Source organism: Variovorax gossypii, from assembly GCF_003965815.1.
GTDB classification, from domain to species: domain Bacteria; phylum Pseudomonadota; class Gammaproteobacteria; order Burkholderiales; family Burkholderiaceae_C; genus Variovorax; species Variovorax gossypii.
Map to the genome: position 1 here is coordinate 1,055,252 of NZ_RXOE01000002.1, position 14,167 is coordinate 1,069,418.

Below are 14,167 nucleotides of genomic sequence, written 5' to 3' on the forward strand. Positions count from 1 at the left end.
CGATTCTCAATAACCGTATGACCGAATCCCCGAACATTCCCTTGCCGCCTCGCGCAGACTCACGCGGCCGGCTGCTTTCCATCGACGCGCTGCGCGGCCTCGTGATCCTGTTCATGCTGCTGGACCACGTACGCGAGACCTTCTACCTGCACCGTCAGGTGCCCGACCCGATGGTGGTGGCCGAGACACCGCCGGAGCTCTTCTTCAGCCGCCTGCTGGCTCACCTGTGCGCGCCGGTGTTCGTCTTTCTCACGGGGCTGTCGGCCTTCCTCTACGGCTCGAAGCATGCGGACGGCCGGGCGGCCGCGTCGTCGTTCCTGTGGAAGCGGGGGCTCTTCCTGGTCGTGCTCGAAGTCACGGTCATCAATTTCGCGTGGACCTTCCAGTTCCCGCCCGCCAAGGTGTTCCTGCAGGTGATCTGGGTGATCGGCCTGTCGATGCTGGCGCTGGCCGCGCTGGTTTGGCTGCCGCGCAGGGCGCTGTTCGCGCTGGGCGTCGTGCTCGTGGCGGGGCACAACCTGCTCGACGGCGTGCACTTTCCCGCAGGCCATGTGCTGCACGTGCCCTGGGCCGTGCTGCACGACAGGGGCTGGATCGAGGTGTCCGACGCGCTGCGCCTGCGCACCTCCTATCCGTTGCTGCCGTGGATCGGCGTGATCGCGCTGGGCTATGCCGCCGGCCCGTGGTTCCGCCAGGGCGCCGACGAGGCGCGGCGGCAGCGGCTGCTGCTCGCCTGGGGCCCGGCGCTGCTGGCCGGCTTCGTGCTGCTGCGGGCCGCGAACTTTTACGGCGACAGGCCGTGGGCGGCCGGCGACAGCGGCCTGGCCACCCTGATGTCCTTCCTCAACATCACCAAGTACCCGCCGTCGCTGCTCTTCATTGCACTGACCCTGGGAGTCGGCCTGTTGCTGTTGCGCGCCTTCGAGCGCAGGCAGGGAGCCGCCTGGCTCGCGCCGCTGGCCGTGTACGGCGCGGCGCCGATGTTCTTCTACGTGCTGCACCTCTACGTGCTCAAGTTCCTCTACCTTGGCGCGGAGGCCGTGTGGGGTGCCAACCAGGGCAAGTTCTTCGGCTTCGATGCCGTCTGGGCCGTGTGGCTCGCGGCCATCGTGCTGGCCTTCGCGCTGTATCCCGCGGTGCGCGCGTTCGCGGCGCTGAAGGCGCGGCGCCGCGACATCGCCTGGCTCAAGTACCTGTGAGCGCCGTCGAGACTCGGGTGCCGGCCGCGGGCCGGTTCTTCGGTGCGGCCTTGGCCATGCTGGGCGGCGCATCGATGGCGGGCGAGGCCGGCGGCTTCGTCGAGGACACGCGCTGGAGCCTGCTCCAGCGCAGCGTCTACGAGAACCGCACCTATCTGCATGGCGACCGTAGCAACGGCGGACGCAATGCCACGCTGCCGAGAGCACAACGCAGCGACTACGCGCGCGAATGGGGCTACGGCCTCATGGGCACGGTCGAATCCGGGTTCACGCCGGGCCCGGTCGGTTTCGGCGCCGACGCGCATGTCTCGCTAGCGCGCAACCTCGACGGCGACGATTTCCGTGTCGGCAAGATCCGCATGCTGCCGGTGGATGCCGCCGGCTACGCGCAGGAAGGCATCGCGCGCGGCGGCATCGCGCTGAAGGCGCGCGTTTCCTCCACCGTGCTGAAAGTGGGCGAGCAGCGCGTGAAGACGCCGATCTTCAGTTCGTCCGACACGCGCCTGCTGCCCGAGACCATGCGCGGCTGGCTCGTCACCAGCAACGAGTTCGACGGACTCACGCTGCAGGCCGGCCGCTTCACCGGCTCGACGGACCGCAACGCGCGCGGCACGAACAACCCGCTGGTCGTGAACTACCTCGATCCGAAGTCGCCTCGCGGCGACGCGTTCGACTTCGTCGGCGGAACCTGGAAGAGCACTCCCTCGCTCTCGCTCACGGCCTATCTCGGCCGCCTGAAGGACACCTGGCGCACCGGCTACATGGGCGCCCACTACACGGTGCCGCTCCACGAAGCGCAGAAGCGCGCGCTCTCCTTCGACCTGCAGCTCTATCGCAGCAGGGACACGGGCCGCGCGCTGGCGGGACCGGTCGACAACACCACGGCCAGCCTGATGAGCACCTACAGCCACGGTCCGCACCGCGTCGGCCTCGGCTGGCAGAAGGTGGCCGGCGACACCCCGTTCGACTACGTCACGCGCGGCGCCGTCTGGCTTGGCAATGCGGCGCAGCTTTCCGACTTCAACGCGCCGCACGAGCAGTCGTGGCAACTGCGCTACGAGGTCGACGCCGCGCATTGGGGCGTGCCGGGGCTCTCGCTGGGGGCTGCCTACATCCGCGGCAGCGGCATCGACGGCAGCCGCGTGCCGGCGCGCGGAGGCTATGCCTGGCTGGGCTACGGCGAGCACGGCAGGCACTGGGAGCGCGACCTTTGGCTGCGCTACACGGTCCGGCATGGCAGCGCGAAGGGGCTGGCCTTCCTGCTGCGCTACGGCGAGCACCGCAACAACAAGGCGCAGGCCGAACTCAATGCGCGGCAGATCCGCGTGGCCATGGAGTACCCGCTGGGCAACTGAGGGGGCGGGCGGCGCGGCTTCGTCAGCGCGCGGCCTTGGCTGGCAGCTTCTTCACGAAGGTCGCGTCCGGGTCGAGCTGCTTGCCGTCGCGCGTGCGCAGCTCGATCTTCGGCACCGGCTTGCCGCTGTCGCGCTCGAGCAGCACCGAATGCGGCTCGCCCCTGGCGTACAGGTGCGCCTCGCCCCAGTGCCGCAGGCCCACCACCACCGGGAACAGCCCCTTGCCCTTGGCCGTCAGCACGTACTCCTGATAGGCCGATCCGTCGGAGGCGGGCACGAGCTCCAGCACGCCTTCCTGCACCAGGTTCTTCAGCCGGTCCGACAGGATGTTTTTGGCGACGCCCAGGCTCTGCTGGAACTCGCCAAAACGCTTCATGCCGTCGAAGGCATCGCGGATCACGAGCAGCGACCACTGGTCGCCGACGATGTCGAGCGCGCGTGCCATGGGGCATGTGTCGGCCTTGAGGCTTTTTCGTTGAGCCATGAGGGGCTGTGTTCTTTCCGGATCGGGGTGGGTTCGGCAGCGGTTGCCGATGTCAGTTTTATTTTAAAACCCTGGACCGGGCGTGCGCTCAGCGGGCCGCCATGTGCGCACGGTGCAGCCGCGAGAAGCGCGCGATCATCAACGGCCCGAGCAGCGCGCCCAGCCCGGCGGAGCTCCATGCCGCCACCCACGCGTGCGTGCTGCCGAGGCCGAAGCGTATCTGCCCCCAGTCCAGCGCGAGGCCGAACACCCACGGGCTGAGCGCGCCCGCGCCGAAACCCATCACCGAGCGCACCGAGAAGGCCACGCCAAGCCGGTGCGGCGCCACCACGTCGGCCAGCGCGGTCGAATAGACCGACGAATCCGCGATGGCCAGCAGGTTGTAGACGGCGGCGGCCGCCGCCAGCAGCCACAGCGGCCAGCTCCACATCCAGCCGAAGGCGAAGGACATGCACAGGCTCGCGACGGTCGCGATCATCATCACCCGCGCGCGGCCGAGCCTGTCGGAAGCCGCGCCGCCCGCGATGCTGCCGAACACGCTGACCAGATGCGCCAGCGCCGCCAGCGCGATGCCCGCACCCTGCCACGATGCCGCCGTGCCCGAAGAGGCGACCAGATACGCCGGCAGCCATGCCCACAGGGCCATCAGCTCCCAGCAGTGGAAGGCGTAGGCCCAGTTGCCTGCCATGGCGGGCTTGTCGCGCACCGTGGCGGCCAGTGCGTGCAAGGTGCCTTCGCGCGCAGAGCCCGGCACGGGAGGCGAGGGCGGCCGCATGCGCCGCAGTGCCTGGATCGTCAGCAGCGCGCCTGCCACCGTGCAGCCGGCCGCCACCAGCAGGCCCAGCCGCCAGTGCTGCAGATGGCTGAAAGTCGCCACCACCGCGAGCGAGAGCGCATAGCCCATCGACGACGACCCGATGAAGAGCCCCATCGCGCGTCCGCGTACGGCGGGCTCGGTGTTGTGCGCCAGCAGCTGCAGCCCCGGCGTGTACGAGGCGCCCGCGCACAGCCCGGCCAGGCCGTAGAGCAGCATCGCCGAGAGATGGTCGCGTGCGAAGAGCGCGAAGGCGAGCGCCGCCGCAGCGCTCACTGCGCTGCCCGCGAAGAAGATGCGCTGCGGCCCGTAGCGGTCGGCCAGCAGGCCCACCGCGAAGAGCGAACTCATGTAGCCCACGTGCCAGGCGCTCTGGATCGAGCCGGCCTGCGCGGCCGTCATGTGCCAGTCGGCCATCGCGAACGGCAGCACGCCGGAGTAGGCGGTGACGATCATCGACTGCAGCAGCCGGCTCGCGCACAGCAGCGCCAGCCAGCCGCGCGCGGGGCCGGCGGTGTTGCCCGACATGACGACGGGCCTCAGCGCAGGGCGCGCTGCATCAGCACGGTGTCCACCCAGCGCCCGAACTTGAAGCCGATGTCGCTCAGCACGCCGACCTGCCGGAAGCCCAGGCTCTCGTGCAGCCGCAGCGAACCCGTGTTCGCGCTGTTGCCGACGCAGGCGACCATCTGGGTGAATCCGGCTTCGGTGCAGCGCCGGATCACCTCGCCCAGCAGCGCCTTGCCGATGCCGTGGCCGTGCATGCCCTGCGCGACGTAGACCGAGTCTTCCACCGAGTGCCGGTAGGCCGAGCGGGCGCGGTAGGCGGTGGCATAGGCATAGCCGGCGACCTCGCCGTCAAGCATCGCCACGAGGTAGGGCATGCCGCGCGCGATGGCGTCGGCGCGGCGCTGCTGCATCTGGTCGACGGAAGGCACTTCTTCCTCGAAGGAGCACAGGTCGTGCAGCACGTAGTGGCTGTAGATGGACTGCACGGCGGCCATGTGATGCGGCATGGCGTCGAGGATCTCGACCGTGGCGGAAGCGAGCGGAGCAGGGGAATGCGATGACATGGCCCCGATCTTGACGATGCACCATCGATAAGTGAAGCTTGGCCTGTCTATGCAAGGCATAAGGAAGACTTTGGATAAATCGCTGAATCTCGACCAACTCAGGTCCTTCGCGCTGGTGATCGAAACGGGCAGCTTCTCTGCCACCGCCGACAGGCTCGGCGTCTCGCAGCCGGCCGTGAGCCTGCAGATTCGCCAGCTCGAACGCCGCCTGTCGGTGCGCCTCGTCGAGCGCGTCGGCAAGCGCGCGCAGGCCACGCCAGCCGGCATGGAGTTGCTGCGCCACGCGCAGGGCATCGAGACCGCGGTGGAGAACGCCATCGACGCGCTCGCCGATCACGCCAGCGGCGTCGCGGGCCGCGTGCGGCTGGGCACGGGCGCGACGGCCTGCCTGCATTTCCTGCCGGCCGTGCTGCGCGGACTGCGCGAGCGCTTTCCCGAACTCGGCGTGGTGGTCAGCACCGGCAATACCGAGGACCAGGCGCGCAAGGTGGAAGAGAACAGCCTCGACCTCGCGCTGGTCACGCTCCCGGCGGCCGGGCGTTCGCTGACGGTGATGCCGGTGCTCGACGACGAGTTCGTGGCCATCGGGCGGACGGACCTCGAACCGCTGAAGGCCAGGGTGACGCCGGCCGACCTGGGCGCGCTGCCGCTGGTGTTGTTCGAGCCCGCGGCCAACACGCGCAAGCTGGTCGACCGCTGGTTCGCCGCAGAGGGACTGCATCCGCAGCCCGTGATGGAGCTGGGCAGCGTCGAGGCGATGAAGGAGATGGTGGCCGCGGGGCTGGGCTATGCCATCGTGCCGGGCATGTCGATGGTGGGGCGGGGCGCCCATCCCGAGCTGAAGACAAGCCGGCTGAATCCCCGCATGCACCGCACGCTGGCCGTCGTGATCCGGCGGGACAAGCCCGTCAACAAGGCCTTGCGCGTGGTGCTCGATGCGATCGTGGCTGCCGGGAAGAAGCCCGGCAGCCGATGAGATGACTGAACCGGTAGCTCCGCGTTATTCCGGAACCGCAGCGAGCGCTGCACCACCGCGTGCGCGGCCCAGCGTGCCGACGATCAGCGCCGCGATTAGCACCAGCACGCCGCTGAGCACCATCGCGCTGGAGATGCCGAAGTTGTCGACCGTCACGCCGCCGATCAGCGCGCCGGAGGCGATCGCCACCTGGAAGCCGCTCACCAGCAGGGCCTGTCCGGCCTCGGGCGCGTCGGGCACGGCTTCCATCATCCAGCCGGTGAGCGCCACCGGGATCAGGCCGAAGGCCACGCCCCAGATCACGACGACCACCGCGCCGGGCACGAAGCCGGAGCCGATCACCGTCGTCAGCAGCAGGGCGGTGGCGAGCATCAGCGCTGCCAGCAGGGTGGTGGCGCGCACGCTGCGAGCCACCAGGCTGCCGCCGAGGAAGGTGCCGATGAAGCCCACGGCGCCGTAGACCAGCAGCAGCGTCGAGACCGAGTTGGGCGCGAGGCCGAACACCTGCTGCAGCAGCGGCTTCAGGTAGGTGTAGGCCGCGAAGTGGCCGGCGATGAAGAACAGCACCGCGAGCAGGCCGACCTGCGCCATGCGGCGCGTGAGCGGCGTGAGCAGGTCGCGGGCGCCGATGGCGCGCACCGGCGGGATCGCGGGCAGCAACCACAGCTGCACCACCAGCACCGCGGCGGCGAGTGCGCCCGTCACGGCGAACGATGCGCGCCAGCCGAACAGCGTGCCCAGGAAGGAGCCGGCCGGCACGCCGAGCACCGTGGCGGCCGACACGCCGGCCAGCACGATCGACATGGCGCGCGCCTGCGAGGCATGCGGCACCAGCTGCGTGGCGGCAGCGGGCGCGAAGGTCCAGAAACCGCCCACGCACAGGCCGAGCAGCAGTCGGGCCACCAGCATGGTGGCGAAGTTGGGCGCGAAGGCCGCCAGCAGGTTCGAAGCGATCAGCAGCGTGGTGAGCGCGATCAGCACGGTGCGGCGGTCGAGCTTGCCCGAGGCCACGATGAGTGCCGGGCCCGCGAACGCGGCCAGCACGCCGGGCATGGTGACCATCAGGCCGGCCGTGCCGTCGGACACGTTGAGGCCGCGCGCGATGTCGGTGAGAAGGCCGATGGGCATGAACTCGGTCGAGACCATCGCGAAGGTGCCGACGGCGATGGAGCCGACGGCGAGCCATGCGGAGCGGGACGCAGGCGCCGGCGCGGAGGCCTGCACCGGTGCGCCGAGGTCGTCGATGCACGGGTTGCTGCTTGGGGAATTCATCATGATGGGAAACGGTCCTTGGAAGCACCGGAGGCGACGCGCACCGATGCCGTTGAAGAGGCATCGAAGTGTGCGAGCCGTCGCCTCCGTGACAAAGAGACCGGGGAGCAGTAGTCAGTTTCCCTGGGGCGAACAATCGGCCGTTTTGATGGCCATCGCCATCAGCGCGCCTCCCATCGCGCCCCTTATCGCCCCCTTATTGCGGTGCCGGTCGCGGCTGCAATATCCGCCCGTCGGCGACGAACGAATCGCCGATCAGCACACGAAAGGATTCACCGACCGGAAAGCGCGGCAGCGCGACGGCAGGCGACAGGAACTCGATCTCCAGCGTGGCGGGCTTGCCGCGCTCCAGCGCATCGCCCGGCGGCACGACCCAGCGCGCCGAGAAACCTTCCTTGTCGAGCACCAGCGCGCAGCGGTACTCGCCCGGCGTAACCGGAATGTCCTGCGAGGGCAGGGCCGGCTTGCGGAAGGTGATCTCGGCGAGCACGCTGGGCGTGAAGGCGCCCAGGTCGTCGAAGCCCGGCGGTGCCGGCGGAGGAGCCTGGCGCGGCCGCTTGCCGATGAGCCATGCGATGACGTTGCCGATGATCGGCACCCACAGCACCATCAGCAGCGTGGCGATGTCGCGCGTGGTCGAGCCGGGTGCCGCGTAGTGCCGCACGACCGCGCCGCCGACGGCCACGCACAGCAGCACAGCCACGATGAGCCTGCGCCTGGACTGGATCTTCGTGGTGCTCATGCCTTCGGCGGCGGCGCTTCGGGGAACGAGGGGATGGCCGTGGCGTGGTCGAGCCATGGCACTTCGTGCGAGGTCCAGATGTGCGTCGTGGGGCGCTGGCCCGGGTCGTCGTCGAGCGAGCCCAGGCGCAGGATCACCTGCGGCTGCGCCACCCATTCGGCCACGAGGTGCGTGCCGCAGCGGGTGCAGAAGTGGCGCAGCTTGCCGGGCGTCGACTCGAAGGAGCCGATGGCTTCCTCGCCGGCGGTCCAGCGGAAGTCGGCACGGTCGGCGCGCGCGGTCGTCGTGAAGGCCGCGCTGTGCGCCTTGCGGCAGGTCTTGCAATGGCAGTGGATGACGGGGCCGGCGAGGCGCGCGGCTTCGTACCGGACGGTGCCGCAGAGGCAGGAGCCTTTCATGGCTTTTCCTTTTTCGTTCGCGATGGGTGAGCGGGGCTGCGAGTCTATGCCCGCCGCAAGAAAGGACGGGCCCGTTCAGGGCCCGTCTTCACATCGCCGTGCGGTGCGTCGTCAGCCGGTGTTGCGCAGCCCCGCCGCCACCCCGTTGATCGAGATGTGGATGCCGCGCTGCAGCCGCTCGCCACCGTCGCCCGCACGGTAGCGCCGCATCAGCTCGACCTGCAGGTGGTGCAGCGGGTCGATGTACGGGAAGCGGTGGCGCACCGAGCGCTGCATCTCGGCATTGCCCTCGAGCCGCTGCTTCGCGCCGGTGATGAGCGAGAGCGCGTCCGAGGTGCGGTGCCATTCGGCATCGATCATCGAGAACACCTTCTGGCGCAGCTTGCGGTCGGTGACCAGCTCGGCGTAGCGCGAAGCCAGCGCGAGGTCGCTCTTGGCCAGCACCATGTCCATGTTCGACAGCAGCGTGCGGAAGAAGGGCCACTGCGCGTACATGCGCTGCAGCAGCGCCTGCCGTTCCTTCTTGCCCGCGGCATTGCCGGCGGCGGCCAGGAACTGCTCCACGCCCGAGCCGAAGCCGAACCAGCCCGGAATGGTGAGGCGGCACTGGCCCCAGCTGAAGCTCCACGGCACCGCGCGCAGGTCGTCGATCTTGTGGCTGGGGTTGCGCGAGGCGGGGCGCGAGCCGATGTTGAGCTCGGCGATCTCGCGGATCGGCGTGGAGCCGAAGAAGTAGTCGCCGAAGCCCGGTGTCTCGTAGACCAGCTTGCGGTACGCCGCCATGCTCGCGGCCGACAGCTCGCTCGCGGCCGAGAGGAAATTGGCGGGCGCCGACTTGCCCTGCGGCAGCAGCGTGGCCTCCAGCGTGGCGGCCACCAGCGTCTCGAGGTTGCGCCGGCCGATCTCGCGGTTGGCGTACTTCGAGCCGATGACTTCGCCCTGTTCGGTCAGTCGGATCTGCCCGCGCACCGTGCCCGGCGGCTGCGCCAGGATGGCCTGGTAGCTCGGACCGCCGCCGCGGCCCACCGTGCCGCCGCGGCCGTGGAACATGCGCAGGCGGATCGGCTTGGCCTTCTTCTTGTTCAGCTCGTCGAAAAGCGACACCAGCGCGATGCCCGCGCGGTACAGCTCCCAGTTGCTGGTGAAGATGCCGCCGTCCTTGTTGCTGTCGGAGTAGCCGAGCATCACGTCCTGCTCGGCACCCGAACGCTCGATGAGCGCCTGGATGTTCGGCAGCGCATAGAAGGCGCGCACGATGGGTGCGGCGTTGCGCAGGTCTTCGATGGTTTCGAACAGCGGCACCACGATCAGGTCGCAGGTGGCGTTGCTGTCCATCGCGCCGCGCAGCAGGCCCACCTCCTTCTGCAGCAGCAGGGCTTCGAGCAGGTCGCTCACCGTCTCGGTGTGGCTGATGATGTAGTGGCGGATGGCCGCCGCGCCATAGCGCGCACGCGCGGTGCGTGCGGCGGCGAAGATGGCCAGCTCGCTCTTCGCGAGCGGCGAGTAGTCGGCGTCGGGCACGCGCAGCGGGCGGGCGTCGTCGAGCAGCCTCAGCAGCAGCGTCTGCTTGGCCTCTTCGGCCAGCGATGCATACGAGGGCTCGATGCGCGCGGTAGCCAGCAGCTCGGCGATGACGGCCTCGTGCTTGTCGGAACTCTGGCGCAGGTCGACCGTGGCCAGATGGAAGCCGAACACCTCCACCGCACGAATCAGCGGCAAGAGGCGCGGCGCGGCGAGCACGCTGCCGTGCTTTTCCTCGAGCGACTCGGCCACCGTGCGCAGGTCCGCCAGGAACTCCTCGGCGTTGGCGTACGGGTTCTGCGGCGCGACGGCGTGGCGCGCGGCCTCGCCTCCGGTGAGCTCGCGCAGCGTTGCGGCAAGACGCGCGTACACGCCGGTGAGGGCGCGGCGATAGGGCTCGTCCTTGCGGTGCTCGTTGGTGTCGGGCGAGCGCTCGGCCAGCGCCTGCATCTCGACCGACACGTCGACCAGCGTGGCCGAGAGCGACAGTTCGCCGCCCAGGTAGTGCACCTCGGTGAGGTAGTGGCGCAGCGCCAGTTCGCACTGGCGGCTCAGGGCGTATTCGAGCGTCTGGGCCGTCACGTTGGGGTTGCCGTCGCGGTCGCCGCCGATCCACTGGCCCATGCGCAGGAAGGGCGCGACCGACGGCGCCTGGCCGCCTTGCGCCAGCGCCTTCTCGAGGTCGGCGTACACGCGCGGGATCTCGCGCAGGAAGGTGGCTTCGTAGTAGCTCAGCGCGTTCTCGATTTCGTCGGCCACGGTGAGCTTGGAGAAGCGCAGGATGCGCGTCTGCCAGATCTGCGTGACGCGGATGCGCATCTGCGTTTCGTTCTCGGCGAACTCGAGCGGGGTGAGCGTGTCCTTGCCGCCCGCGTAGGCGCTCTGGCGCAGCCGGATCTCGTCGCGCACGGTGAGCAGCTGCGCGATGGCGCGCTCGGCATCGAGGATGCTCTTGCGCTGCACCTCGGTCGGGTGCGCGGTGAGCACCGGCGAAACATAGCTGTGGGCCAGCGAAGAGACGATGTCGTCGGGCTTCACGCCGGCCTTGCGGATGCGCGCGAGCGCGGTCTGCAGGTCGCCTTCCACGCTTTCGCCGGCGCGCTCGGTTTCGGTGCGGCGGCGGATCTGGTGGCGGTCTTCGGCAAGATTGGCCAGGTGGCTGAAGTAGGTGAAGGCACGGATGACGCGCACCGTCTCCACTGCGCTCAGGCCCTTGAGCAGGTTCTTCAGCGCCCGGTCGGCCGCGTGGTCCGCATCGCGGCGGAAAGCCACGGACAGGGTGCGGATCTTCTCGACCAGTGCGTAAGTCTCGTCTCCCTCCTGCTCGCGGATCACGTCGCCGAGGATCCGGCCCAACAGCCGGATGTCTTCGATCAGAGGCTGGTCTTCGGCCTGACGGCGCTTGGGCGGAGCAGGTGTCTTGCTGGCTTTCATTCGATGTTTGTCCTGGACTTCTTGAATGGAGTGCCGTCTTCGTTGTTGCGGCGCAACATGCTAGCATTCCCGCGGTTTGGAACACGTACTTTTGGGACCGGTCTTGAGCAATATCGTCATCGCCACGCGCGAAAGCCGCCTGGCACTGTGGCAAGCCGAACACGTGCAGTCGCTTTTGCAAGAAAGAGGCCACGCCGTCAGCCTGCTGGGCCTGACGACCACGGGCGACCAGATCCTCGATCGCACGCTCAGCAAGGTGGGCGGCAAGGGGCTCTTCGTGAAGGAGCTCGAACTGGCGCTCGAGGAAGGGCGCGCCGACATCGCCGTCCATTCGCTGAAGGACGTGCCGATGGACCTGCCCGAAGGCTTCGTGCTGGCCTGCGTGCTGGAGCGCGAGGACCCGCGCGACGCGCTCGTCTCTCCCCGTTACGAATCGCTCGACGAGCTGCCGCAGGGCGCCGTCGTCGGCACTTCCAGCCTGCGCCGCATGGCGCTTCTGCGCGCGCTGCGGCCCGACCTGCGCATCGAACCGCTGCGCGGCAACCTCGACACCCGGCTGCGCAAGCTCGACGAAGGGCAGTACGACGCCATCGTGCTGGCTGCGGCCGGGCTCAAGCGGCTGGGGCTGGAAAGCCGCATCCGCGTGGCCTTCGACGCCGACACCATGCTGCCCGCCGCGGGGCAGGGCGCGCTCGGCATCGAGGTGCGCGCCGACCGCAAGGACCTCATCGAACTGCTGGGCTCGCTGGCCCACAGGGGCGACTGGCTCTCCACCGCCGCCGAGCGCGCCGTGAGCCGAGCCATGGGCGGCAGCTGCTCCATGCCGCTGGCGGCCCATGCCCGCTGGCAGGCCGACGGCGCGCTGCGCATCGATGCCGCCTGGGGCGACCCGGAAGGCAACGTGCCGCTGGTGAAGGTGCATGCGCTGGCGCAGGCCGGCGACTTCGCCGAAGCCGACGCGCTCGGCGAGCATGCCGCGGCGCTGCTGCGTGCCGCCGGGGCCCACTGATACCGGTGGTCATCGTATGACTGGCCGTCCCGTCATCGTCACGCGGCCGGCGCGCGAAGCCGCGCAATGGGTGAGCGACCTGCGCGGTGCGGGGCTCGATGCGGTGGCGCTGCCGCTCATCGTGATCGAACCTGCCACGGACATCGAGCAGCTGCGCACGGCATGGCGGCAGCTCGCGGACTACGCCGCGCTGATGTTCGTGAGCGCCACGGCCGTCGAGCATTTCTTCCAGCACAGGGGCACCGCCGATTCGCTGGCCGGTTGCCGCTTCTGGGCCACGGGCCCCGGTACCAAGCGCGCCTTGCTGCGTGCCGGCGTGCCGCCCGAGGCCATCGACGCGCCGCTGCCCGAGGCCACGCGCTTCGATTCCGAGGCGCTGTGGGAAAGCGTCCACGCGCAGGTGTCGACGGGCGTTCGCGTGCTGATCGTGCGCGGCGGCGACGAAGCCGGGCGACCCGCGGGACGCGACTGGCTGGCCAACGAGGTCGATGCCGCGGGCGGTCGTCGCGACACGGTGGTGGCCTATCGCCGGCTGCAGCCGTCGCTGGATGTCGTACAACGCAAGCTCGCCATCGACGGCGCCGAAGGCCGCGCGATCTGGCTCTTCAGCAGCTCCGAAGCCATCGGCAATCTGCAGCGCGCGATGCCCGGCGTGCAGTGGCATGCCGCGAGCGCGGTCGCCACGCATGCGCGCATCGGCGAAGCCGCGCGGGCAGCGGGTTTCGGGACGTTGCGTGTATGCACACCGCTGCTGGAGGCGTTGGTCGCGTCTATAGAATCCTTGGCATGAGCGCCGCGTCCCCCACAGACGATCTTCCATCTTCCCCATCCGCTGCCACGGCGCCGGTGCCAGCCCCGCTGGCACCCCACCAGACACCTGCCGCGCAGGCCGCCGGAGCACTGCTTCTCTCCCGCATCGGATTCGCCCTCGTCGCTCTCGTGGCGCTGGCCGCATTGCTGATGTCGATCGCGCTGTGGCAGAAGGTCGGCGGCATGAAGGAGCAGCTCGCGCGCCAGAGCGCCGATGCCATCGCGCAGTCGATGGAGGCGCGCACGCTGGCGCGCCAGGCCAGCGACACGGTGCGCGATGCATCGGCCCGCGTGGCGCTGGTCGAGACCCGCGTGACCGAGATCGCGCTGCAGCGCTCGCAGCTCGAGGAACTCATTCAAAGCCTCTCGCGTTCGCGCGACGAGAACCTCGTGGTCGACATCGACTCGGCCGTGCGCCTGGCCCTGCAGCAGGCGCAGGTCACCGGCAGCGTCGAGCCCTTGCTGGCCGCGCTGAAGGCCGGCGACACCCGCATCGCACGCGCCGCGCAGCCGCGGCTCGCACCCCTGCAGCGGGCCATGCAGCGCGACGCGGATCGTCTGCGGGTCAGCACCAGCAACGACGGCGGCGAGGCGCTGCAGAAGCTCGACGAGCTGATGCGCAACGTGGACGACCTGCCCACGCTCAACGCGGTGGCCGTTCGCGGCACCGGCACCAACGCCTGGCAGGCCGAGCCCATTCCGGCCGACGCGCCGTGGTGGCGCCGCGTGCTGCTCACGGTGCGCGGCGAGGCGCGCTCGCTGGTGCGCGTGGGCCGCATCCAGAGCCCCGAGGCGATCCTGCTGGCGCCCGAGCAGTCGTATTTCCTGCGCGAGAACCTCAAGCTCAAGCTGCTCAATGCGCGCCTGTCGCTGCTGTCGCGGCAGATGGAAGCCACGCGCAGCGAGCTGTCGCAGGTAACGGCTTCGCTCAACCGTTATTTCGACCCCGCGTCGCGCCGCACCCAGGCCGCGGCCACGCTGCTGCAGCAGCTGCAGTCCCTGGTGAAGACGACCGAGCCGGTCCGCATCGACGACACGCTGTCGGCACTTGCCACCGCAGCGGCAGGACGCTGATCGGAC

At 69.6% G+C, this 14,167-nt stretch carries 13 protein-coding genes; 6 read left to right on the top strand and 7 right to left on the bottom strand.

The features are described 5' to 3' along the window. Nucleotides 1-17: 17 nt before the first annotated feature. Both EJP69_RS12600 and EJP69_RS12605 read left to right on the top strand, forming a co-directional pair. On the top strand, nucleotides 18-1,199 hold the full coding sequence (locus tag EJP69_RS12600; protein WP_126470416.1) for an acetyltransferase domain-containing protein: 1,182 nt from the start codon (nucleotides 18-20) through the stop codon (nucleotides 1,197-1,199). Beyond that, nucleotides 1,196-2,554: an OprD family outer membrane porin gene (locus EJP69_RS12605; RefSeq protein WP_240652127.1), complete on the top strand. Its 1,359-nt coding sequence runs from the start codon at nucleotides 1,196-1,198 to the stop codon at nucleotides 2,552-2,554. The genes EJP69_RS12600 and EJP69_RS12605 overlap by 4 nt, the downstream gene beginning before the upstream one ends. 22 nt (nucleotides 2,555-2,576) lie before the next feature. Here the strand turns inward: EJP69_RS12605 and EJP69_RS12610 are convergent, their stop codons facing one another. The 3 genes from EJP69_RS12610 to EJP69_RS12620 all read right to left on the bottom strand — a co-directional run bounded on the left by EJP69_RS12610 (nucleotide 2,577) and on the right by EJP69_RS12620 (nucleotide 4,925). Further along, nucleotides 2,577-3,038 (bottom strand): winged helix-turn-helix transcriptional regulator, encoded by a 462-nt coding sequence (locus tag EJP69_RS12610; protein WP_093205109.1) that lies wholly within the window; start codon nucleotides 3,036-3,038, stop codon nucleotides 2,577-2,579. 88 nt (nucleotides 3,039-3,126) lie between these two features. Continuing rightward, nucleotides 3,127-4,380 carry an MFS transporter gene (locus EJP69_RS12615; protein WP_126470418.1) on the bottom strand — a complete coding sequence of 418 codons (1,254 nt, stop codon included), beginning with the start codon at nucleotides 4,378-4,380 and terminating at the stop codon, nucleotides 3,127-3,129. An 11-nt stretch (nucleotides 4,381-4,391) separates the two neighbouring features. Next, the gene (locus EJP69_RS12620; protein WP_206169318.1) at nucleotides 4,392-4,925 is read right to left on the bottom strand and encodes a GNAT family N-acetyltransferase; all 534 of its coding nucleotides are present in this window, start codon (nucleotides 4,923-4,925) and stop codon (nucleotides 4,392-4,394) included. A gap of 49 nt (nucleotides 4,926-4,974) precedes the next feature. Here EJP69_RS12620 and EJP69_RS12625 point away from each other — a divergent pair, with 49 nt between their 5' ends. After that, nucleotides 4,975-5,901 carry a LysR family transcriptional regulator gene (locus EJP69_RS12625; protein WP_126470420.1) on the top strand — a complete coding sequence of 309 codons (927 nt, stop codon included), beginning with the start codon at nucleotides 4,975-4,977 and terminating at the stop codon, nucleotides 5,899-5,901. A gap of 24 nt (nucleotides 5,902-5,925) precedes the next feature. Here EJP69_RS12625 and EJP69_RS12630 read toward each other — a convergent pair whose 3' ends face one another. The 4 genes from EJP69_RS12630 to ppc all read right to left on the bottom strand — a co-directional run bounded on the left by EJP69_RS12630 (nucleotide 5,926) and on the right by ppc (nucleotide 11,268). Further along, nucleotides 5,926-7,176, bottom strand: a complete 1,251-nt coding sequence (locus EJP69_RS12630; RefSeq protein WP_093305684.1) for an MFS transporter — start codon at nucleotides 7,174-7,176, stop codon at nucleotides 5,926-5,928. A 193-nt stretch (nucleotides 7,177-7,369) separates the two neighbouring features. Continuing rightward, nucleotides 7,370-7,915, bottom strand: a complete 546-nt coding sequence (locus tag EJP69_RS12635) for a hypothetical protein (RefSeq protein ID WP_126470421.1) — start codon at nucleotides 7,913-7,915, stop codon at nucleotides 7,370-7,372. Then, a complete protein-coding gene (locus EJP69_RS12640) occupies nucleotides 7,912-8,313 on the bottom strand; it encodes a GFA family protein (protein ID WP_126470423.1) in 402 nt (133 codons plus the stop codon). The genes EJP69_RS12635 and EJP69_RS12640 overlap by 4 nt, the downstream gene beginning before the upstream one ends. A gap of 111 nt (nucleotides 8,314-8,424) precedes the next feature. Continuing rightward, entirely contained in the window at nucleotides 8,425-11,268 is a 2,844-nt protein-coding gene (gene ppc / locus EJP69_RS12645; protein ID WP_126470425.1) for a phosphoenolpyruvate carboxylase, read from the bottom strand. 103 nt (nucleotides 11,269-11,371) lie between these two features. Here ppc and hemC point away from each other — a divergent pair, with 103 nt between their 5' ends. Genes hemC through EJP69_RS12660 form a run of 3 tightly spaced genes read left to right on the top strand, consistent with a single transcriptional unit; the run spans nucleotide 11,372 to nucleotide 14,161 of the window. Further along, nucleotides 11,372-12,277 (top strand): hydroxymethylbilane synthase, encoded by a 906-nt coding sequence (hemC, locus tag EJP69_RS12650; RefSeq protein ID WP_240652128.1) that lies wholly within the window; start codon nucleotides 11,372-11,374, stop codon nucleotides 12,275-12,277. Nucleotides 12,278-12,293: 16 nt separating this feature from the next. Beyond that, nucleotides 12,294-13,067 (top strand): uroporphyrinogen-III synthase, encoded by a 774-nt coding sequence (locus tag EJP69_RS12655; protein WP_126470427.1) that lies wholly within the window; start codon nucleotides 12,294-12,296, stop codon nucleotides 13,065-13,067. Further along, the gene (locus tag EJP69_RS12660; RefSeq protein ID WP_093205083.1) at nucleotides 13,064-14,161 is read left to right on the top strand and encodes a uroporphyrinogen-III C-methyltransferase; all 1,098 of its coding nucleotides are present in this window, start codon (nucleotides 13,064-13,066) and stop codon (nucleotides 14,159-14,161) included. The genes EJP69_RS12655 and EJP69_RS12660 overlap by 4 nt, the downstream gene beginning before the upstream one ends. Nucleotides 14,162-14,167 lie beyond the last annotated feature (6 nt).